The sequence below is a fragment of the Bacillus sp. ISL-4 genome (genome assembly GCF_018613275.1).
GTDB lineage: Bacteria > Bacillota > Bacilli > Bacillales > DSM-1321 > Peribacillus > Peribacillus simplex_E.
In genome coordinates, this window is record NZ_JAGGQN010000003.1 from 1 (window position 1) to 19,829 (window position 19,829).

General features: G+C 39.3%; 20 protein-coding genes, 1 pseudogene and 1 riboswitch. Of the genes and pseudogenes, 3 read left to right on the forward strand and 18 right to left on the reverse strand.

Features of this window, described 5'->3' with window-relative positions; genetic code table 11:
• Nucleotides 1–271 precede the first annotated feature (271 nt).
• From J7J00_RS01690 to J7J00_RS01715, 6 genes are all read right to left on the reverse strand, one after another.
• Nucleotides 272–1,534: a glycosyl hydrolase family 18 protein gene (locus tag J7J00_RS01690; protein WP_214786936.1), complete on the reverse strand. Its 1,263-nt coding sequence runs from the start codon at nucleotides 1,532–1,534 to the stop codon at nucleotides 272–274.
• 208 nt (nucleotides 1,535–1,742) lie between these two features.
• The gene (locus J7J00_RS01695) at nucleotides 1,743–2,492 is read right to left on the reverse strand and encodes a (S)-benzoin forming benzil reductase (RefSeq protein WP_214786937.1); all 750 of its coding nucleotides are present in this window, start codon (nucleotides 2,490–2,492) and stop codon (nucleotides 1,743–1,745) included.
• Nucleotides 2,493–2,873: 381 nt separating this feature from the next.
• A complete protein-coding gene (gene cls / locus J7J00_RS01700; RefSeq protein ID WP_214786939.1) occupies nucleotides 2,874–4,331 on the reverse strand; it encodes a cardiolipin synthase in 1,458 nt (485 codons plus the stop codon).
• Nucleotides 4,332–4,564: 233 nt separating this feature from the next.
• Complete coding sequence (locus J7J00_RS01705; protein ID WP_214786941.1) at nucleotides 4,565–4,828, reverse strand: metal-sensitive transcriptional regulator; 264 nt, start codon at nucleotides 4,826–4,828, stop codon at nucleotides 4,565–4,567.
• Nucleotides 4,829–4,999: 171 nt separating this feature from the next.
• The gene (locus J7J00_RS01710; RefSeq protein ID WP_214786943.1) at nucleotides 5,000–5,443 is read right to left on the reverse strand and encodes an SRPBCC family protein; all 444 of its coding nucleotides are present in this window, start codon (nucleotides 5,441–5,443) and stop codon (nucleotides 5,000–5,002) included.
• Nucleotides 5,444–5,628: 185 nt separating this feature from the next.
• Nucleotides 5,629–5,850: a DUF4309 domain-containing protein gene (locus tag J7J00_RS01715; RefSeq protein WP_309487125.1), complete on the reverse strand. Its 222-nt coding sequence runs from the start codon at nucleotides 5,848–5,850 to the stop codon at nucleotides 5,629–5,631.
• 122 nt (nucleotides 5,851–5,972) lie between these two features.
• On the opposite strand from J7J00_RS01715, the pseudogene J7J00_RS27825 reads away from it, so the two are divergent.
• Nucleotides 5,973–6,092: pseudogene (locus J7J00_RS27825) on the forward strand (hypothetical protein); the annotation flags it as partial.
• A gap of 251 nt (nucleotides 6,093–6,343) precedes the next feature.
• On the opposite strand, the gene aspA reads toward J7J00_RS27825, so the two are convergent.
• Together aspA and J7J00_RS01725 are read right to left on the reverse strand one after the other, a co-directional pair.
• Entirely contained in the window at nucleotides 6,344–7,774 is a 1,431-nt protein-coding gene (aspA, locus tag J7J00_RS01720) for an aspartate ammonia-lyase (RefSeq protein ID WP_098369444.1), read from the reverse strand.
• A gap of 23 nt (nucleotides 7,775–7,797) precedes the next feature.
• Entirely contained in the window at nucleotides 7,798–8,787 is a 990-nt protein-coding gene (locus J7J00_RS01725) for an asparaginase (RefSeq protein ID WP_214787261.1), read from the reverse strand.
• A gap of 229 nt (nucleotides 8,788–9,016) precedes the next feature.
• Between J7J00_RS01725 and J7J00_RS01730 the strand changes: the two genes are divergently transcribed.
• A complete protein-coding gene (locus J7J00_RS01730; protein WP_098369443.1) occupies nucleotides 9,017–9,391 on the forward strand; it encodes a helix-turn-helix domain-containing protein in 375 nt (124 codons plus the stop codon).
• A gap of 641 nt (nucleotides 9,392–10,032) precedes the next feature.
• Here the strand turns inward: J7J00_RS01730 and J7J00_RS01735 are convergent.
• The 7 genes from J7J00_RS01735 to J7J00_RS01765 all read right to left on the reverse strand — a co-directional run bounded on the left by J7J00_RS01735 (nucleotide 10,033) and on the right by J7J00_RS01765 (nucleotide 16,440).
• Nucleotides 10,033–10,200 (reverse strand): hypothetical protein, encoded by a 168-nt coding sequence (locus J7J00_RS01735; protein ID WP_162878727.1) that lies wholly within the window; start codon nucleotides 10,198–10,200, stop codon nucleotides 10,033–10,035.
• A 281-nt stretch (nucleotides 10,201–10,481) separates the two neighbouring features.
• Entirely contained in the window at nucleotides 10,482–11,447 is a 966-nt protein-coding gene (mmuM, locus tag J7J00_RS01740; RefSeq protein ID WP_214786948.1) for a homocysteine S-methyltransferase, read from the reverse strand.
• A complete protein-coding gene (gene mmuP, locus J7J00_RS01745; RefSeq protein WP_214786949.1) occupies nucleotides 11,444–12,832 on the reverse strand; it encodes an S-methylmethionine permease in 1,389 nt (462 codons plus the stop codon). The genes mmuM and mmuP overlap by 4 nt, the downstream gene beginning before the upstream one ends.
• 81 nt (nucleotides 12,833–12,913) lie before the next feature.
• A riboswitch (SAM riboswitch) is annotated at nucleotides 12,914–13,016 on the reverse strand.
• Between the two features lie 239 nt (nucleotides 13,017–13,255).
• Nucleotides 13,256–13,864, reverse strand: a complete 609-nt coding sequence (locus tag J7J00_RS01750) for a flavin reductase family protein (RefSeq protein WP_214786951.1) — start codon at nucleotides 13,862–13,864, stop codon at nucleotides 13,256–13,258.
• A gap of 18 nt (nucleotides 13,865–13,882) precedes the next feature.
• The gene (locus J7J00_RS01755) at nucleotides 13,883–14,491 is read right to left on the reverse strand and encodes an alpha/beta hydrolase (protein WP_214786953.1); all 609 of its coding nucleotides are present in this window, start codon (nucleotides 14,489–14,491) and stop codon (nucleotides 13,883–13,885) included.
• The gene (locus tag J7J00_RS01760; RefSeq protein WP_214786955.1) at nucleotides 14,491–15,438 is read right to left on the reverse strand and encodes a ring-cleaving dioxygenase; all 948 of its coding nucleotides are present in this window, start codon (nucleotides 15,436–15,438) and stop codon (nucleotides 14,491–14,493) included. Before J7J00_RS01760 ends, J7J00_RS01755 begins: the two co-directional genes overlap by 1 nt.
• A 24-nt stretch (nucleotides 15,439–15,462) precedes the next feature.
• Complete coding sequence (locus J7J00_RS01765) at nucleotides 15,463–16,440, reverse strand: ring-cleaving dioxygenase (protein WP_214786957.1); 978 nt, start codon at nucleotides 16,438–16,440, stop codon at nucleotides 15,463–15,465.
• Nucleotides 16,441–16,682: 242 nt separating this feature from the next.
• On the opposite strand from J7J00_RS01765, the gene J7J00_RS01770 reads away from it, so the two are divergent.
• A complete protein-coding gene (locus J7J00_RS01770) occupies nucleotides 16,683–17,282 on the forward strand; it encodes a nitroreductase family protein (RefSeq protein ID WP_214786959.1) in 600 nt (199 codons plus the stop codon).
• Between the two features lie 181 nt (nucleotides 17,283–17,463).
• On the opposite strand, the gene J7J00_RS01775 is transcribed toward J7J00_RS01770, so the two are convergent.
• Genes J7J00_RS01775 through J7J00_RS01785 form a run of 3 tightly spaced genes read right to left on the reverse strand, consistent with a single transcriptional unit; the run spans nucleotide 17,464 to nucleotide 19,801 of the window.
• On the reverse strand, nucleotides 17,464–18,516 hold the full coding sequence (locus J7J00_RS01775) for an alpha/beta fold hydrolase (protein WP_286201135.1): 1,053 nt from the start codon (nucleotides 18,514–18,516) through the stop codon (nucleotides 17,464–17,466).
• Nucleotides 18,509–19,012 (reverse strand): hypothetical protein, encoded by a 504-nt coding sequence (locus J7J00_RS01780; RefSeq protein ID WP_214786961.1) that lies wholly within the window; start codon nucleotides 19,010–19,012, stop codon nucleotides 18,509–18,511. Before J7J00_RS01780 ends, J7J00_RS01775 begins: the two co-directional genes overlap by 8 nt.
• A 27-nt stretch (nucleotides 19,013–19,039) precedes the next feature.
• Entirely contained in the window at nucleotides 19,040–19,801 is a 762-nt protein-coding gene (locus tag J7J00_RS01785; protein ID WP_214786963.1) for an SDR family oxidoreductase, read from the reverse strand.
• Nucleotides 19,802–19,829 lie beyond the last annotated feature (28 nt).

Below are 19,829 nucleotides of genomic sequence, written 5' to 3' on the forward strand. Positions count from 1 at the left end.
TTGCGAAGTACTCTAAAACTGCATTTGATTTTTCGTCTATCGAATATTTAGTCAAAAAAACTGCACCTCCAATTGTTAGATGTTGTCTAACAATTGGGGTGCAGTTCATTTTCCATGGCTCCTTTTTTATGTTTCAAGGGCCAGTCGAAGAATATTGTCTCTCTTTAAAATCTTGCTCGGTGTGATTGGCTTGCCCCTGATAAAAGCTGCACAACCAAACAAGGAAAAAAAATATATAACACTTCTTTTGACCACCTGGCACCCATTCATTCTATTTGATAATCCAGATATTCTTATCTAAAAACTCCCAATTCTGCGGGAATTCCAAACCAATCTGCCAATAAGTTGCACCTATCAGTTCATATGCATCAATCATTTCATATTTTGCGCTTATCGATCGAATATCTTCAAACCAAACTACATGGTTCGAATTCTCTCTTCGATAAGAATAGGTAGGGGAAGCCGCTGAAGTGTCAAAAGTTATTTCAGAGCCAGTTGCAATGGCAAGATTTTGGGCATTTTGAGCTGATAAAGCTTTAGTCTCGTGGCTTGGTACTATCCAATCGTATCCATACATAGGAAATGCCGACTGCAGTTTATACTCAGGTATAGTCGTCAAAGCATAACGAAGAACCTCGCCCATCCACCAAAGTGGGGAAATGGGTTCAGGCGGGCCAGTTGGATACCCATAGTCAATGGTCATCACGGCAACAAGGTCGGCTGCCTCTCCGATCCCCCGATAATCATGCCCCCCTACAATTCGATTATTAGGATTATCCGCTGTTTTTGCATGTACATTCACATGCAGGATCAGTTCGTTCAACCCCTCCTTTAATTCTTTTAAAAAAAGCACATAATCGGAACGCCTGGCAGGTGGGATGAATTCGATGTCCATACTGACACCCCCATAGCCTTTCTCCGTAACGAAATTCAGCATACTATTGATTAAATTCGCTCTATATACTGAACTAGCAAGGACATCACCAGCCAAATCAGCATCAAAATCACCACCTTGGAAGTTCCGGATCATCAGTAGCGGCTTCACCCCTGTCTGCTCGCATTTCGCAATAAGGGGGAGATCATCGCCATCAACGTATGCATTTCCTTCCCTTGTAAACGAATAAGCTACAATGGCTAAATAGGATAGTTTATCACCATTCTGCTCAAGTGTTTCAAACACTACTCCACCTGAAGTCGGGAAAGCAAAACCCAGCGTAATCAATTGATTTTTGTAAGGAGACGGAATTAAAATTTCCGTACCGATTTTTAGCGAGTTTGCAACGATTCCTGGATTGACCTCCATGATTTCCGCTGCACTCGTACCAAAACGACTGCCTATTCTAGTAAGGGTATCCTGACTTTTAATTAGATACCTCCGATTCACCGCTTTTTCATTAGGTATATACAATGCCAGGCCAGGGACCAAAGTTGTTGATTCCAATCCGTTTACTTCAATTATCCTCGATGGGTCAACTTTATTTTTCGTGGCAATTTCCCAAAGACTGTCACCTTTTTTTACAATAATGATCGTCATTTAAAGCCCTCCAAACTCCCTCCAAAAAAGTTTATGTCATTCAGGTAATTGGATAGAACGCATTATCACATTTCCTATTGATGATATCCTGGTTTTTTAGACTTTATTTTAAATGGGAATGAAGGATCACTAAAAAAGAGGCTGTCCTAAGGGACAACCCCACGCTATAAGCCATCAGTTGATTTTTCGTTTCACATACTCCCATACATCAAAGTAAATTCTTAATATCATAGAACTTCCCATTCTCCAAATCTTCCGCTTCAAGAAGCTGCAAAAGTTTATCTGCCACAAATTCGGTGCTTCTTAACATGCCATTCTCTTTATATTCATGGAATTTGACTCGATCAGAAAAGTCCCGTTCGTCTGCTGACCGGATTGTCCCTTGCATCTCCGTATCCATTACACCTGGTGAAAAAGAAATGAGAGACGTAGGGAAAGATGTTTTATCCTGTTCCAACCCTGCAACGCGTGTGAACATTTCTAGCCCCGCCTTAGTGCTGCAATAGGCTGACCAGCCATGATAAGGGTTTTTTGCTGCTCCTGAAGATATGTTGACCATTACCTTCTTTCTGTTCCAGTCCTTTGTCTGTTTAACGAATTCATCAGCCAATACGATGGGTGCCATGAAATTCACCCGCATGCTTGTTTCCAAATTTACTATACCAAGGTTTCCTACCGGCTTAATCGGTTCAATGACACCTGCATTGTTAATGAAATAAATGTCACTTGTTTCATCGACAGCAGCAAGAATCTCATTGACTAAGGAAGGTAACTTTTCAGTTTCATTCAAGTCCATCGAAATAAAAGTAAGTTTCGTCCCGGATCGGTCAGCCATCTGCTGCATTTCAGGATGGGCTGTACGGGAAACTAAGATGCAATGATCACTCGTCTGCAAACATCCTTTGGCGATTGCAGCCCCTAAACCTTTTGAAGCTCCTGTGATTATAAACGTTTTCACGACATTTCCCCCTTTTATGGATATAAACTATTGTACCAAAATGGAGTCCAAAATGGTCTCCTGCCGAATCCCTTTCACTATTTTTACCGAAGAGATGTTTACTATAATTTTAAAACAGTCTTGGTTATACTCCGTGATTTATTATTTGCGACACTCCTGCCGAAAATTTGCTAGCCGAGACCCCGGTGACGCTTGCTTTGATGAGGCTTGGCAGACAGTCGGCGGAAAGGAACGGATTTCTGAAATCATAGCTAGAACTTTTTTGAGTGTTTGTAAAATTTTGAACGTTGTTCAAAGAAAAAAACTGCAGGCAAACTCGCTTTTTACGAATTTGTCTACAGTCTGAGCGTCCCATATAGTAATGGTCCGCATCTTTAAAAATTATAATATGGGTGATACCAGCCTTGCAATGGACTCTTTAAAACGAATCCACTTTGAACGCTTTTCAAACTCTTCAATTGTAAGCTGCCTGCATACTTCGACATCCTTATAAAAAATCTTTGTCAGTGTTTCGGCCATTCCTTCATCATAAATGAAGGCATTTACTTCAAAGTTCAATTTAAAACTACGGACATCAATGTTAGCAGTCCCCACCGAGGAGACCTCTTCGTCCACCACGATCATCTTCGCATGAATAAAGCCGTTATCATAAATGTATATCTTAGCTCCCGCTCTTAATAACTGCCCTGCATTGAACGTTGTTGCCCAATAAACGAAAAGGTGATCAGGTTTATTCGGAATCATGATTTTTACATCTAACCCTGATAAGCTGGCAATCCTGAGTGCATCCAATAAACTTGCATCCGGTATGAAGTAAGGTGTTTGAATGAGAATCGATTTCTTTGCTGAAGATATTAATTTAATATAGCCATTTTTAATTTGTTCCCATTCAGAATCCGGCCCACTTGTCACTATTTGCAAATCTATATTGCCTTGAGGCTTTAAAACAGGGAAATAATGAGGCTGATAAGTTATATCATGGTGCTTTGATGCCTGATTCCAATCCAGGATAAAGCGGGTTTGAATGGCTTTGACAGCCGAACCCTTTATTCGAAGGTGTGTATCACGCCAAAAACCGAATTTTGGATTAAGCCCTAAATATTCATCACCAACATTAAAGCCTCCAACATACCCTACTTTTCCATCAATGATGACTAGCTTTCGATGGTTCCGGAAATTCAGACGTAAATTTATAAATTTTAATTTGGATGGAAAGAATGCCTCCACTCGCCCTCCTGCCTGCCTAAATTCCCTGAAGAAACTTTTAGTCATCCCCCTAGAACCCAGCTCGTCATAAAGAACCCGAACTTTGACGCCTTCATTCGCTTTTTTAGTCAAAGCTTCAATGAATCGTTTACCAAGGCCATCCCTTTGAATGATGTAGTATTGTATGTGTATATGGTTTTCTGCCGCTTCGATATCTTTAAAAAGCTGGTCAAACTTATTTTTTCCTTCCGTAAAAATATCGACTTGATTATCTTCAGTAAGCACGGCATCATTGTTCCGGAGATGCATATAAATCAAATCACGGTAATTACTTGAAGAAGCATTTCGAAAAGGAAAATGATCCGTTGAAAGCTCTTCCATCTGTTTATCAAGGATTTCTTCAATCCCGATTTTCTTCTTGTCCTCCCATTGGAATAAGTGGGCGTGCCTTAAACTCGTACCAAAAAGGAGATATAAAATAAAACCAACTACAGGGAGAAAATATAACACCAATAACCAAGCCCAGGTGGTGCTCGCTTCCCTTCTTTCAAAAAATATGACAATCGTGGCAAATAAAATATTTAGAATGATGACGAGGCCGAGCAAAACCGATGTAACATGCGTAAATTCCATAGTATACCCTCACTCAATTTTTATCCCTTTAAGGATACCATGCAAATTCTTTATATCAAAGGATTTGCTTATCAGAAATGAAAACAGAGAATTCAAAAAAAGGCCTCTTCCTGTAGAGGCCCATTTTAAAAAAATCCATCCACCCTGGACACTAGAATTTCTCAGATTGGTCAAATTGTTTTCAAGCATTTTCCTAAAAATTCCAATTCAACAATAACCATAAATATAATTGCTTATCGGCTTCTCACTAATAAATTCACAGCTTCTTTTACTAGCTCTTCGGGATTCTTTTCTCCGGTTTCATTAGCCTCCCGGACGCATTCTACAAGATTTGAACTTACTATTACCCCGATTGTCCTATCGATTGCAGATCTAGTGGCAGATAACTGCGTTACTACATCTCGGCAATCTTTGTTTTCCTCCATCATTTTCAATATCCCACGAAGCTGTCCCTCAATTCGCTTCACTCTATTTTTAACCTGCTTATCATATTCCATGTGAGGCCTCCTACCATGCCTATTACTTATGAATCCTATCCAGACATCCATCACAAAACCTATACAGTTGAAATGAAGGATCGATAAAAATCTTACAATTTATAATACATACCACTTAGGTATAATTGTCAAGTGCCAATATTCAATAATGTTAGCTCCAATATGTAATTTCTATTTTTGTACTAGGAGACTTTGTGCAACTGCCTCAGAAAACTCGATCGTCATTTGGGGAACGTAGGTTTTTAACAAAGCATTGACGATAGGGGCTTTAGCTCCTTTTGCCGTAATCGCCAGGCATCCAGTCATTTTAGTCTGTCCAATTCCGCACTGTTCTGCTAAAAAATAGCCATGCCCATCAAATTTTTCATTTAATCCCTTAAGTTTAAATGTTACCTTTTCGGGTTCAATCCATTCCAATATATTCACTTCAAGTTTTATTTTCTTCTTCATTAATCCCAAATCGCTTTTAAACTCCCAAATGAGTGTCCTTTCATTCATCATCTCATGATTGATATATCCTGGGACAAGAGGTGCCCAGTGATCTATGACACTGACAAATCCCCATACCGTTTTTAATGAAACAGGTAAAATGATACTATGCACACCTTCTGACAAAGCAGTTCCCCCTTAATCATTCTATTTACATCTTTTTAATGTATGGCTGAATCATATTGAATAGAACGGTAAGCTCAGGTTTATAAACAAAATTCTTCCTGTGGTAAGAAACCATTTAAAGATACTAACAGTAAAGAACCACCCCTCGGTAATAAAGGGACGATCCTTTTTTGTCGTATTCCTTATCAATCTGACGCAAATTCAACCGTATACATATTCAATCTTGGATCTGGGTTAATCCAGGAGCTTTCAAATACGAAGACCACTTTATAATTTGCGTAATCGGTATAAGTGACATAGTACATCCCTTCTTGCTCCACCTCACTTACAGGTTCACCAATCAATCCCTTCAACATGGATAAATGGATGGTTTGCAATTGCGGATCAAAATCATCAATGGCGGTAATCGTTTTTCTTCGCTTTAATAGGACCTATTAAATAAAGAGCTGCTATTTTGGTATGAGTTTTTTATATGTATCATCATCAATACTTAACTTAATTAGGTTCAAAAATATTATATTAAGGAGGAATTGGATTCTTAATTTACGGACCTGAAATGTTAATAGGTCTACAAGCACTGTGGATTTAGTTCCTAAAAAAGTTGCTTTGCTGGCACTTTAGCAGACTGACTGGCTTATTTGGATATTTATGAGGATCTGTAGCACCCAATGCTATTAGATATATTCCATGGGGGATGGATTATGAATAGTTAAACACCCTCCATGATTAGATCGACGGTCAAAAAATAACTGAATATTCAGATTTTAATACCTGAAAGCAGGGTAACATTTCATAAAGGAATGTATATAATAAATGACTATGCCTTTATACCAACGGTCCTAAAGGCATAGTCATTACATCAAAAATCATATAGATTAATGTTTTCTACTAAAATACTGGTTATTGCCGATCAAAAAGAGAAGCTCCCGCTATACCGGGTTTTGTCATCTCATAAGGATTTAGAATGAGATCCAATTCTTCTTCTGTCAACACATCATATTGTAAACAAAGTTCGCGAACTGATTTGCCTTTTAGTATTGCTTCACGCGCAATACGTGAAACCACTTCGTACCCAAGGTGCGGATTGACTGCTGTAATCACTCCAACACTTTGTTCGACATAATCTTTTAAATGTTGCTCATTAGCTTCAATGCCTTCTAAACAATAATCTGTAAAGACATTGAAAGCATTGTTCATTATGCTAATTGATTGCAATAAGTTGAATACAAGCACTGGCTCCATTACATTCAATTCTAGTTGTCCTGCTTCTGATGCTAAGCAAATCGTATTATCGTTCCCAATTACTTGGAATGCGACTTGATTAATTAATTCTGGCATTACCGGATTTACTTTTCCTGGCATGATGGATGAACCTGGTTGACGTGCTGGAAGTGTGATTTCTCCTAATCCCGCTCTCGGTCCTGAAGCCATCAAACGTAAATCATTAGCAATTTTAGACATATTCATCATACATACTTTCAATGAAGCTGACACTTCAGTATATGCATCCGTATTTTGGGTTGCATCTACTAAATGTTCTGCTCCTACAAGCGGCAAGTTACTGATTTCAGCTAAATATTTAACAACATTTTCAATGTAACGAGGATCTGCGTTCAATCCCGTTCCCACTGCAGTTGCCCCCATATTCACTTCATATAAATGTTGACGTGATTGACTGATTCGTTTTATGTCCCGATCCAACACGCGACTGTATGCCTCAAATTCTTGACCGAGTCTAATTGGAACTGCGTCCTGAAGATGTGTGCGTCCCATTTTGATAACATGATCAAATTGTTTTGCTTTATTCTTTAAAACCGTACTCATCTTGGTCATTGTTTGTAACAATTGCTCTAAAAGCCGTAGTGTTGATAAATGAATGGCAGTAGGGAATACGTCATTGGTTGATTGCGACATGTTAACATGGCTATTTGGACTTAATTGTACATAATCCCCTTTATTGTGTCCCATGAGTTCTAACGCACGGTTGGCAACGATTTCATTAATGTTCATATTCATCGATGTACCTGCGCCGCCTTGAATTGGGTCAACGATGAAATATTCATGCCACTTTCCATCGATCACTTCATCAGAAGCCTTGACGATAGCGCTTCCAATACCATCATATAACCGTTTGGTATCCATATTTGCTAAAGCGGCTGCTTTTTTAATCATAGCTAGCGCACGAATCATTTCTTCATTGACTTTGTAACCGGTAATCGGAAAATTCTCTACAGCGCGTAGAGTTTGTATTCCATAATAAACATCTGCCGGAATTTCCTTTTCCCCAAGAAAGTCTTTCTCGATTCGGTATGTTTTCTCTTCTATCAACATTTCCTCTTACCCCTTTGTTTGTACTATAATGTAATGTCCTCTGCAATCGGTGTTTCCATCATTTCCTTCACTTTTTTGGGATCCTGTGTCTTGGCTAAAATCCACATCAACTTAGGAACGATGGCTTCTGTATTCATATTTCTGGAACGAATGATGACATTCTTATTCACTTTTCGTCCCACTTCGTAAATATCCATATCTTCCCCTTCTTCTAAACATTGGGTAGTAATGACTACGGATATTCCACACTGTACCAACTCATTCAATTTTTCTAATATATTTCTTCCTTGAAATGGAATACCACCGCTGCCATAACTTTCAATTACGATTCCCCGACATTGATTTTTCAGAGAATCAAAGAATTCAGGCTTAATACCGGGATGCAGCTTAACCAAAGCAACATCAGTACATAGGGAAGCATCTAACTTAGCTTCCTTTTTCTTTGGTGAATGAACTGGCTTTAGATACTCAATTTTATCTTTGAATATGGTAGCGATATATGGATAGTTAATACTTTCAAACGAATCATAGCTTTTAGTTCTCAATTTAATGGCCCTAGTACCCTGGATGACTCTACCATCAAAAACAACATATACTCCTCCAATATCTTCACAAGCAAACCGGATCGCATCAGAGATATTTCTTTTGGCATCTGTCTTTTTAAAGGCAATTGGGATTTGAGAACCTGTAATGACAATTGGCTTCCCTAAATCTTGTAACATATATGAGAGCGCAGCTGAAGTGTAAGCCATTGTATCTGTTCCATGGGTAATCACAAAGCCATCGTAATCATGGTAGTGCTCATGAATGGATTGTGCCATTTCTGTCCAATCTTCCGGCTGCATATTTGTACTATCAATATTCATCAAAGGCTTACTATCAATCTGATAAAGTAAATCCAATCCCGGCAGGTGTCCTAAAAATTCGTCAGCTTTCATCTCTGGAACCAGTCCATTTTTTCCTTCTAACGATGCAATTGTACCACCTGTAGTAATTAACATCAACTTCTTCATTTTTGACTTCAACTTCTCCAATATACTACCCCCTATAAAGCCTCCCTGTTTTACAATCATTCAATCATCTTAGAAAAGGATGTTTTCGCTGTAAATGTACATGTTACGCGTACACCACATGTTATTATAGTCATGTTCCAGAGTGAAATCAAGCTAAAATCATTCATTACGCGTACGCTTTTTCCAATATGATGTTATAATGGATTTATATAAAAGGAGAGTAATAAGAATGATTGTAAATAGATTAACTACATTAAGGAAGGCCAAAAGGTGGTCTTTGCAATATACCGCTGACAGACTCGGAATCGCCAAGAGTACCTATGCAGGTTATGAATCGGGCCATCGCCGCCCTTCATTAGAAACGATTAATTTATTAGCAGGCTTATATGATACATCCACCGATTACATTCTAGGTCGAGTGGATTATCCATCTAAAGATATTACCACAGAGTCACCTCGAGTCATGGAATTAACGGATTCACCAAATATGGAGCTGGCTGTAGATGGAATCTCTCTTTCTGAAGAGGAAACGATTCAATTCATCGCTTTTATTAGAGCTAAACGAGAAGTGGAAATAAATCGCGATAAACAAAATGAAACATAGCAGACATTCGTATATGGGGGAATGCACTGCCCTTCATCACCAGGTTCTTATAATATTCACGATGTAACTGGCATGATTTAATTAAAACTGTAAACTTCCATGGCTTTAACCAGTTAGGATAAGTCGGTTATGATTAATCGTTGAGTTTGCCCTTTTGGCGTTACATGTAATTAAACTTACTAACTGGGATTGGTGGTTTTTAGAATTCTAATAGTGCGCCGAGTTTAGAAAATTAAGTTTTATTATTTATATATAGAAGAAAGTCGACTAATTGAATGCTTCCATCATCATTATTCTGTTATCTTCTTAAACTTACTTCCTTTTCCATCAAGGGAAGATGAGTAAATTCCGCTGTTTTTTCTATCCACCATATATGCTTATTTAAGTTTAATCTCCGACTTTCCCTCTTGATTTATATGCAATGAAAGAAAAACCATAGCAAAGCTCATGGTTTTTCCTAAGTATATAAATGGAAATTGCTTTCTCATCTTTAAAGCTAAAAACGAAGCTGAATTTTGGAAGCCTCATGATGTGCTTCTATTTTCGGAAAGCAAAATTATAAAATCCTTAAAGGTATGGAAAATTGCCCCATATCTTGATTGTTTAAAAGTGTCTCATTCAATATACTGTTTCCCAATAAATCAAGGCATCTCGTCTTCTTTTTCCCGATTTTTGAAAGCTTCATGTGTGACAATATCCTCGATTTGTTCATATTGCCGGCTATGTTCCTTCTCTTCGCTAATTCTATTATTGGGTAGATTTCCTGGATGTCCTTTTTCTTTGTGATTAAAATTTTTACCACGACTCATACTCATTCTCTCCTTTCCAATCATTGTTTGTTTAGTTTCCCCAAGCACACAAAAAATATGATTTATTTTCTCTTTTTCCTGTTTTTGCAGCAGGTTTGGATTAACCTGTAATTTTCAGCCGAAATTCATTGTAAAAACACTGAAAAAATAAGAGATATGAGTCAATCCAGGATGTTCCTTCACCCGATCTAGTACAAAAAAAGAACAGGACCCGTCAAATTATGACGCTTCCTGTTCTTTTTATTTATCCACTATTTACATTCCTGATAACAGTAAAAGGGCTAGGAGGATACCACCACGGAAGGTCGCCACTTTCTTGAAATGTCTGCAATATGATGCGGTGCCGTTCTGCAACATCCTCCAATTAAACGTGCCCCTGCATGGTGCCATTCTTCAGATTTCAGGTCGAGCCTGTTACATGATTCTTGACCATGCCAGGTTTTAGTTTCCGGATTATATGTTTCACCAGAATTCGGATAAACTATAATTGGTTTATGCGTGTTTGAACGCATCACCTGTATGGCTTCCGTGATACCTGATACAGGCGCACAGTTGATGCCAATTGCTGCAATTTGCTCACTGTCCCCAAACAATCTGGTACACTCCTCAAGCAATGTACCGTCACTAATCGCTTTTTCATTTTTCAATGAAAAGGATAGCCAAGCATAGACTTCTGGGTAATCTTTCAATAATGAATGTAATACTTTTGCTTCTTGCAGGGAAGGAATCGTCTCAAATGCTAAAATGTCAGCACCGGCTTCAATCAAAGCAGATATTCGCGAGCGATGAAATGCAGTTAAAGTTTCATCTGAAACACCATAGTTTCCTACATACTCTGAACCATCTGCAAGGTAAGCCCCATAAGGTCCAACTGATGCAGCAACCAATGGCTTAGGTCTAATCGTTTGATATTCTTCTTCCTTCCAAAATTCATCTCTTGCTTCCCTTGCAAGTAAAACCGTTTTCCGGATTAGTTCCAAAGCCTCTTTCTCTTGTATTCCGCGGAGGGCGAAACCTTCAACTGTTGCTTGGTAGCTTGCCGTTATCGCACAGTCAGCACCAGCCCGAAAGTAGTCAGAGTGAACTTGATAAATCACTTCTGGATTTTCAAGTAATACACGTGCAGACCACAGAGGATCGTCCAAATCGCAACCATGCCTTTCAAGCTCTGTAGCTAGAGCTCCGTCCAAAATCATGACTGAATGATCTCGTAATATTGCGTCAATTGGGCTAATTTTATTCTTCATGTTCTACTCCTCTTTTTCTTTATAGTTTGTGTCAGATAATAACTTCCATAGCAAAGCAAAATAAAAGGAATGCCACAATATAGTGCAATTCTTTGTGTAGGATCAAATGCAATTCCTATGCAAGAAGCAAGACATAGAAAAAAAGATACGATTGGTATGAGTGGATATAATGGTGTATGATAAGCCAAATCATTTACTGAATTTCCTTTGTTTATAAATCGTCTGCGAAATAGAAACTGCGACGCGCTAATACTCATCCAAACTACTACCACGGCTAGTCCAGAAATGGATACAAGCACTATATATACAGTATCCGGTGCAATAATACTCGAGAAAAGGGCTAAACCACCTCCCAACATACTGAAAAGGACTGCATATATCGGAACACCCCGTTTTGTCAATTTTGCAAATATGGGTGATATAGTTTTCTTATCTGCAAGTGACCAAAGCATTCTGGATGATGCATATAATCCTGAATTTGCAGCAGACAAAATGGCAGTTAATATAACAAAGTTCATAATATCCGCTGCATACGGCACTCCAATTCGTTCGAGAACTGCAACAAAGGGGCTCTCTAGTACGCTTGCATCCGAAATAGGCAATAATGCGGATAATACAACAATGGTTCCTACAAAAAAGATAATCAATCTCCATAATGTCATACGGATTGCCTTTGGTATCGTTTTTTCTGGATTCACTGTTTCTCCAGCTGCAATTCCGATTAATTCAGTTCCAGAAAATGCGAAATTCACCGCGAGCATCGTCATTAGAATGGCAAAAGCACCATTCGGAAATAAACCTGCACTTGTAAAATTGGATAATAACGGAGCTGATTGTGAATTAATTATTGGAATAAAACCTACCATTGCTGCAGCTCCCAGAATAATAAATATCACAATAGCAAATACCTTTATAGACGCAAACCAGAATTCGGATTCAGCGAAAAACTTAACGGTCCACGCATTTAAAGCCAAGACCAATATGGCAAATAGAGCACTCCATATCCAGACATTGATTGATGGAAACCATCGCTGCATCAACAATCCTGCAGCCGTAAATTCCGAACCTAGTGCAACAGTCCAGGTTAGCCAATACAACCAGGCTACTGTATACCCTGTCCCTGGTCCGATGTATTTGGCTGCGTAGCTATGAAACGCGCCTGTCTCGGGCATATGTACTGCCAGTTCACCAAGACATAGCATGACTAGATAAACCACTAAAGCTCCAATCAGATACGAAAGGATGGTGCCGAATGGGCCAGCCTGTTGAAGCGTATAACCCGAACTTAAGAATAAACCAGTTCCAATCACCCCGCCAAGCGATAGCATTATTATATGCCGTGCCTGCATTTTCCTTTGAAAATCATGTTTCCTTTTGTTCTCCATTCTTACTCTCCTTAATCTTGGATCCAGAAAAAACGAAAACGCACTCTAAAAGAGTGCGTTACTGACAAATAAACACGTACGGTCTTATCTATCAAGGTTTCACCCCCTGGAATTAGCACAGTGTCTTTGTAGACCTGCTGCTGAGGTTTCATAGGGCCAGTCCCTCCACCTCTCTGGATAAGAAATTATTTTTTTATAACTTTATCAATCTATGAAAAATTTGTCAAGTTTTGTTTCAGATTGTAAAGACTTCCTTTAAAATTCTAACGATCATGGCGCCGGCGGCATAAATATGAAATGGTTGCTCGTTTTTGGAACAGTCGCTTACCACATTAAAATGGAAGATAAAGCTAACCGGGTTATTTTGATTTAAAAAAATGACGCCATCTTAAAAAGATGACGACATTTTTTCTTTCTTTTCACTTAAGGACGTTCTATTTCAAATAATTCCCCTAGTTTTGTATAAGTATGACCCGCTAATCTTGCTACAGGTTTTAGCCCATTCTGGTCAATTCGGCCATTATGGTAAATATCTTGCTCTATATGATAGCAGACTATTTTCCCTATCAATAAATCACAACCAGGTTTATTCTGGGAACCTGCCAATGGTATCGCATGCTCTAATGTACATTCAAAGCGTACCTTCGCTTCTTGCAATCCAGGTACGGATACCATATCACTAACAGCCGGCGTGAAATTGGTAAGACCCAATTCACTTTCGTCAGATGGGAGTTCCTTCGCCGTTCGATTTGCATCAGCTACATTATTCTCATCAGTGATATGAACAACGAATTCACCTGTTTGAATTGCATTTCGAGCCGTGTCCTTCGAAACCCCTTCTTTCCGTTGAACAGAAATGGAAATCATCGGAGGATTTGAACTGACTATGTTAAAAAAGCTGAACGGCGCTATATTGATTGTACCGGTTTCGGATTTTGTCGTAACCAAGGCTATAGGTCTCGGGATAATGCTTCCAGTCAAAAACTTATAATTATCCCGTTCAGTCAGACTTTCAGGATTAACAGAAATCATCTTCATTCCCTCTCATTCTTATAAAAAGTTCTTTTGAAACCATGAACCCGCTGCCTCAACCTCTGAACGTGTTAACTGATGACCGTAATTTTCCCACTGAACATCCACTGTAGCACCAGCTTGCAGTAAAAGTTGATTAAGTTCATCAGTTTCTGCTGCCGGGCAAATCGGATCGTTTTTACCTGCAGCAATAAATACAGGTATATCCGAAAGGGACGGCAATGCAATACCTCGTCTAGGCACCATTGGATGATGAAGAATCGCTCCTTGTAATCCCCCTTCAAAATGGAACAGCAAACTTGCCGCTATATTTGCACCATTGGAATAACCTAATGCTACCACTCTTTCACGGTCGAAGTCATATTTTTTGGACGCTGATTCCAAGAAGTCATAAAGCTCCTTCGTACGAAAGATCAAATCTTCTTCATCAAAAACCCCTTCGGATAACCGGCGGAAAAAACGAGGCATTCCGTTTTCAAGTACATTTCCCCGTACGCTTAATACGGATGATCCCGGTGAAACCATTTCCGCTAATGGCAAGAGATCTGTTTCCGTTCCTCCAGTGCCATGTAAAAGCAAAAGCAATGGCGCTTCTGGATTACTTCCTTTTTGAAAAATATGCTTCATCATTTATCCTCCTCCAGTACTCTCGGCACTGCCGGCAGTAACGTTTTCTCCATGATTCCCCTTTTTTCTTCCAGCCATGGCGGAAGCATTAATTTACTCCCCATCGTTTCCTTCGTTTCATCATGAGCGAAGCCAGGTGGATCTGTGGCAACTTCAAAAAGTATGCCTCCATCTTCCCTGAAATAAATGGCATCGAAGTATTGACGGTCTGTAAAGGGTGTCACACCATAGCCATGGTTGGCGATATGCTCCCTCCATTCTTTATGATCTTCATTATCGATTGCACGCCATGCAAGATGATGGACAGTTCCCACTCCGATTTTCCCATTGGGCAAAACCGTTTTTTTAACATCTATCAAATTACCGGTGTCGGATGTGGATTTGAAGCGGATGTAATCGCCCTCTTCCTCAATTTTTTGCAGGCCCATCACTTTCTCTAATAGTTCCATCGTTTTGATCGGTTTTGATGTCAATAATACGGCACCGCCGAATCCCTTGACCGCCTTGGCAGCTGGTACACCGCCGAATGACCACTCGCTATTTTTCCCTTCTTTACGCTCAACCAGTTCAAGTTGCAAACCGTGTGGGTCTTGAAATTCCAGATATTCCTCGCCGAAACGTGAAACCTTTTTATAGTCTATGTTAAATTTACCTAAACGTATTTCCCAGAAACCCAATGATCCTTCCGGAACGGCATAGGTTGTAACCCCCACTTGTCCTGAGCCAATTCTCCCTTTGTATGCCCCAGGCCAAGGAAAGAAAGTGATGATAGTTCCCGGAGAACCTGATTCATCTCCGAAATACAAATGATAGGTGCCTGGATCATCAAAATTAACGGTTTTCTTCACCATACGCAGTCCCAATACTCCAGCATAAAAATCCACGTTCTCTTGAGGATTGCCTACAATTGCGGTTATATGATGTATTCCTGCATTTTGCTTTTGCATGCCGATTACTTCCTTTCCCGTTGATTAATTTGTTGGTTTTGTATTCAGCGGTTTTAAATTCGCTTCAATATCTTTTCTTTTCGATTCTAAAAATGGTGGCAGGGCAAGGTTCTCACCTAAGTGCTGCTCTGCTTCATCCACTGCAAAACCCGGTCCATCAGTAGCTAATTCAAATAAGATGCCATTCGGCTCCCTAAAATAGAGTGAATGAAAATAAAAGCGGTCCACATAACCCGAGTTCACGAATTTCGATTCACTAATTTTCTCTATCCATTTTCTCAGTTCCCCTTCATTATCCACCCGGAAGGCAATATGGTGTACTTCACCCCTCCCCAACCTTTCCCGAGGTATGTCATTCCTTTCTTCAATATGGAGTTCCCCTCCAGTTCCTCCCTCACCTGTCTCGTAAACGACTATCGGAGTTTTCCCCCTTATTGAGGATGGGTATGTGCCTGATTTCCTGAACCCCAATACCTCGGTAAGAACGCGTTCTGTTTGTACAATATTAGGTACAGTAAGTTTTACTGGTCCTAATCCAAGAATGGAAAACTCTTGCGGCACCGGGCTTCCACCCCATGGTAATCCTCCTTGAACGCCGTTATTATCCTGATCGGAAACTAAAAGAAGCCTCTGCCCTTCAGGATCTTTAAAAGAAAGCACCTTCCTTTCAAAACGGCTTGATATTTCATCATGCTCAACATTGAATTCAACAAACCGTTTTTTCCAATATCCTAGTGCTTCATCATCTCTCACCCTTAAGGAAATTTCTGAAATACTATTGTTCCCCTCATGAGTGCGGGCAGCATTGGGAATCTCAAAAAACGTCAATTCCGTACCCGGTGAACCAATTTGATCTCCATAAAATAAGTGATACACACGTACATCATCTTGATTCACCGTTTTTTTAATTAATCGCATCCCTAAGACTTTTGTGTAAAATTCAAAGTTATTTCCCGCTTTAGCTGTAATCGCCGAAACATGATGCAATCCTTTTAATTCCATCCGTACCACTCCTATCTTTATAAATCTCCCCTTACGGAGATGAATTAATCCATATATAATATCTCGAATTCAAAGTATTTAACCTGCACAATACTTTTAATGCAAATATCTTGATTTAAAGATAAACGACAGTGATAAATTTGTCAACCATTTTCATTCAAATAATTTCACCCGTATTCACTTATCATAAAATATTAAAATCAGGTCAAAATAAATCGGTATAAAGAATGGAGGTGTGATATATGGTTAAAGATTTTTTTAGCGCAATTGAAGATAGACGCTCTTATTATTCCCTTAGCAAGGAACGTGTTGTTCCTAATAAAAGGATTAAAGAAGTTATCGATCATGCCGTTCAATATTCCCCTTCCGCTTTCAACTCCCAAAGTGCAAGAGTGATTGTTTTAACTGGTCAAAGCCACGACCAATTATGGGATATCACGAAAAAGACATTAAGAAAAGCAGTCGGTCACAAAGATTTTGAAAAAACTGAAGAAAAAATGAAGTCATTTATAAATGGGTATGGTACGGTTTTATTCTATGAAGATCAGGCCATTATAGATAGGCTTCAAGAAACATTCAAAACGTATGCCGAAAACTTTCAGATTTGGTCGAACCAATCGTCTGCCATTTTACAATTTGTCGTATGGACTTCCTTGGAAATTGAAGGGTTTGGGGCAAGTCTTCAGCATTATAATCCTTTAATCGATGACGAAGTGAGAAAGACATGGGATATATCGTGTGATTGGAAACTCATCGCTCAAATGCCCTTTGGAAAACCCACTGCAGAGCCTGGCGATAAAGACTTCTCACCACTTGAAGACCGTGTGAAATTTTATCAATGATACAATAGGACTGGTTCTAAATAACGAGCCAGCCCTTTCATTTATTTCACTTTAGTAATCCGGAAATGTTGCAAAGAATTTTGAAAATATCAATGATGCAAAACCTATATACTCTACAACCGGCATGATTTTGATATCCTCACTGGCGTTCAACATGTACATTTCACATCCCCCTAGTAACCTATTGAATTGGTGAAGAACGCCCTGGTAGCCATTCTTTCAAATAATATGGGAGTACACCGGTATATTGTTTAGCAGCATGTCCACTTTTTATTAGGCTAAATGTCTTATCCTTACATTTTAAATGCTTCATTACCGGATAAATCATTTCCTGCGGGACCAATCGATCATACTTACTCGCTATTACCAAAACACTAGCATCAATTTTCGATAGCTTAGCTTTTTTTCCCCTTACCTTAAATCCCCCATTAACCAAGCTATTTTTTATCAAAAGGTCTTTGGTTAATTGTTTTGCGGCTGCTCCGGATAATGGTACATGCCCATTAACCCAAGCATTGAAGCGGCGCCAATTTTGAACGTACTCATCATCATCCGCTTGATTCAATAAAGATAAATAGGGTGATATATAGATAGGAGATGTAATTAACCGGATTCCATATTTAACTGCACTGGCTGGGATCGTTTGATAAATATCAATCGTATCGTTAAAATCCGCGGTACCTTCCTTTAACGCTTCCTGCCATTGATCAAAAAATTCTGAGGCACTGAAATCTACCGGTGTAGCGGAGAGGATCAAATTCTTGATTGGCTCGTCTGCAATGGCAGCATATATTGCGGCTATTGTACCGCCGAGGCAAAATCCCATGATTGTAATTTCTGATGCTCCAGAGTGGCGTAATGCCCGCTGTACTCCTTTTTGAATATAATCGACGATATAATCTTCGATCGATATTTCACCATCTTCAAAGCCCGGACTTCCAAAATCAAGCAAATACACATCAAAACCTTCATCTACAAAAGATTCTATTAAACTATTCCCGGGGGACAAATCAAGAATCAAAGGAGTATTGATTAGTGAATATATAAGAAAAACCGGCACATCATATTTTTTTTGTGCTGATGGATAATACCAAAGCGTTGATTTGTTTTTTTTCCACACCGCTATCTTCGGCGTCAGTCCCATTTCAGGCATTGGCTGATTAGGAATATCCATAAAATGTTTCCATTTAGATATGGAATCAGATTGATTTTTCGGCACTTTCCGCTTAGACATTTGAATTACCCTGTCCAAGTGAATCGAACTCAGGTAACTGCGAGCTTAACAATAATGAGTTATTTATAAAATCCGATACTCTTTTTTTACGCCCTTCCATTTCATTTGATTCCCGACTTGACTTCTTTTTCTTACTGCGCGATGATAAAGCATTGCGTTTATTACTAACTGAAGAATTACCTCTGACGTTCCCGCCCCTATCCTCTACAAGTATTGAGACCAGCTCTTCTAAACTATCAATTTTTTCTTCGAGCTGGATGACTAATTTCGCTACACTCGCTACATCTTTTTTTGTTGGATAATTCATGATGATGGACATTCTTTCTGAGGCTTCCTGCATTCTATTTATTCTAGGAATCTGCAATCGGGCATTGTCGCTTACTGCTTCTATTAACTCACGATTATTTAGCAGATCCTGAATTTTACCATTAAGCTGTTGCTCTTTTTGTGTGCCTAGTAATTTAATCCCTTTATAAAAATTTGATTTTCCCGTCATATATTTCTTCCTTCCTTTCTCCTCCGTTTACACTAATGCCGATATTCCACCGTCAATGATCAAAACATGACCAACCATATAGTCAGAAGCCTGTGAGGCTAAAAATACGGCGGCACCCTTTAAATCATCTTCATCGCCAAACCTGCCAGCCGGAGTTTTACCTAATATGTCATAGTCAGACTTTTCAAGAATTTTCTTTGTGATTTTAGTCGGGAAAAATCCAGGTGCAATTGCATTGACTTGGATCCCGTATCTAGCAAGTTTAACTCCTAAATCCTTGGTCATTGTAATGATGGCACCCTTACTGGTATTATAAGCTATCGTATCCAATAGCTCAGGAAACGTCCCGCCAAGACCTGTCACCGATGCAATATTTATGATTTTTCCGGAATTTTGCTGCTTCATGACCTTCGCTACAGCCTGTGAAAACAGGAATGTACCTGTAACGTTAACATTCAATACTTTTTCCCACTTATCCTTGGGAAGATCCAAAAGCGGACCTGACCAGGACGTACCGCTATTATTGACAAGAATATCAATCGTGCCGAATTGAGCAACCGTTTCCTTGACGACATGGTCAATGGCACTCTCATCCGTGATATCACATTCAAAGGCAACGGCATTAACACCCATCGATTGCAAGTCTTCACATGCCTCTTTACATAGAGGTAGATTTCGTGAAGCAATGACTATATTTGCACCAGCCTCCCCCAACGCCATGGCGATTTGTTTGCCCAGTCCTCTGCCGCCGCCGGTGATGATAGCCGTTTTATTAGTCAAATCGAACATATTACTCAATGTAGTCAACTTTTCAGCC

Coding starts and splice junctions, on each gene's coding strand:
- J7J00_RS01690 (WP_214786936.1), bottom strand. CDS start 1,534: ATGACGATCATTATTGTAAAAAAAGGTGACAGTCTTTGGGAAATTGCC.
- cls (WP_214786939.1), bottom strand. CDS start 4,331: ATGGAATTTACGCATGTTACATCGGTTTTGCTCGGCCTCGTCATCATT.
- J7J00_RS01705 (WP_214786941.1), bottom strand. CDS start 4,828: ATGGAATATGATAAGCAGGTTAAAAATAGAGTGAAGCGAATTGAGGGA.
- aspA (WP_098369444.1), bottom strand. CDS start 7,774: ATGTTGATAGAAGAGAAAACATACCGAATCGAGAAAGACTTTCTTGGG.
- J7J00_RS01725 (WP_214787261.1), bottom strand. CDS start 8,787: ATGAAGAAGTTGATGTTAATTACTACAGGTGGTACAATTGCATCGTTA.
- J7J00_RS01730 (WP_098369443.1), top strand. CDS start 9,017: ATGATTGTAAATAGATTAACTACATTAAGGAAGGCCAAAAGGTGGTCT.
- J7J00_RS01735 (WP_162878727.1), bottom strand. CDS start 10,200: ATGAGTCGTGGTAAAAATTTTAATCACAAAGAAAAAGGACATCCAGGA.
- mmuM (WP_214786948.1), bottom strand. CDS start 11,447: ATGAAGAATAAAATTAGCCCAATTGACGCAATATTACGAGATCATTCA.
- mmuP (WP_214786949.1), bottom strand. CDS start 12,832: ATGGAGAACAAAAGGAAACATGATTTTCAAAGGAAAATGCAGGCACGG.
- J7J00_RS01750 (WP_214786951.1), bottom strand. CDS start 13,864: ATGATTTCTGTTAATCCTGAAAGTCTGACTGAACGGGATAATTATAAG.
- J7J00_RS01755 (WP_214786953.1), bottom strand. CDS start 14,491: ATGAAGCATATTTTTCAAAAAGGAAGTAATCCAGAAGCGCCATTGCTT.
- J7J00_RS01760 (WP_214786955.1), bottom strand. CDS start 15,438: ATGCAAAAGCAAAATGCAGGAATACATCATATAACCGCAATTGTAGGC.
- J7J00_RS01765 (WP_214786957.1), bottom strand. CDS start 16,440: ATGGAATTAAAAGGATTGCATCATGTTTCGGCGATTACAGCTAAAGCG.
- J7J00_RS01770 (WP_214786959.1), top strand. CDS start 16,683: ATGGTTAAAGATTTTTTTAGCGCAATTGAAGATAGACGCTCTTATTAT.
- J7J00_RS01775 (WP_286201135.1), bottom strand. CDS start 18,516: ATGTCTAAGCGGAAAGTGCCGAAAAATCAATCTGATTCCATATCTAAA.
- J7J00_RS01780 (WP_214786961.1), bottom strand. CDS start 19,012: ATGACGGGAAAATCAAATTTTTATAAAGGGATTAAATTACTAGGCACA.
- J7J00_RS01785 (WP_214786963.1), bottom strand. CDS start 19,801: ATGTTCGATTTGACTAATAAAACGGCTATCATCACCGGCGGCGGCAGA.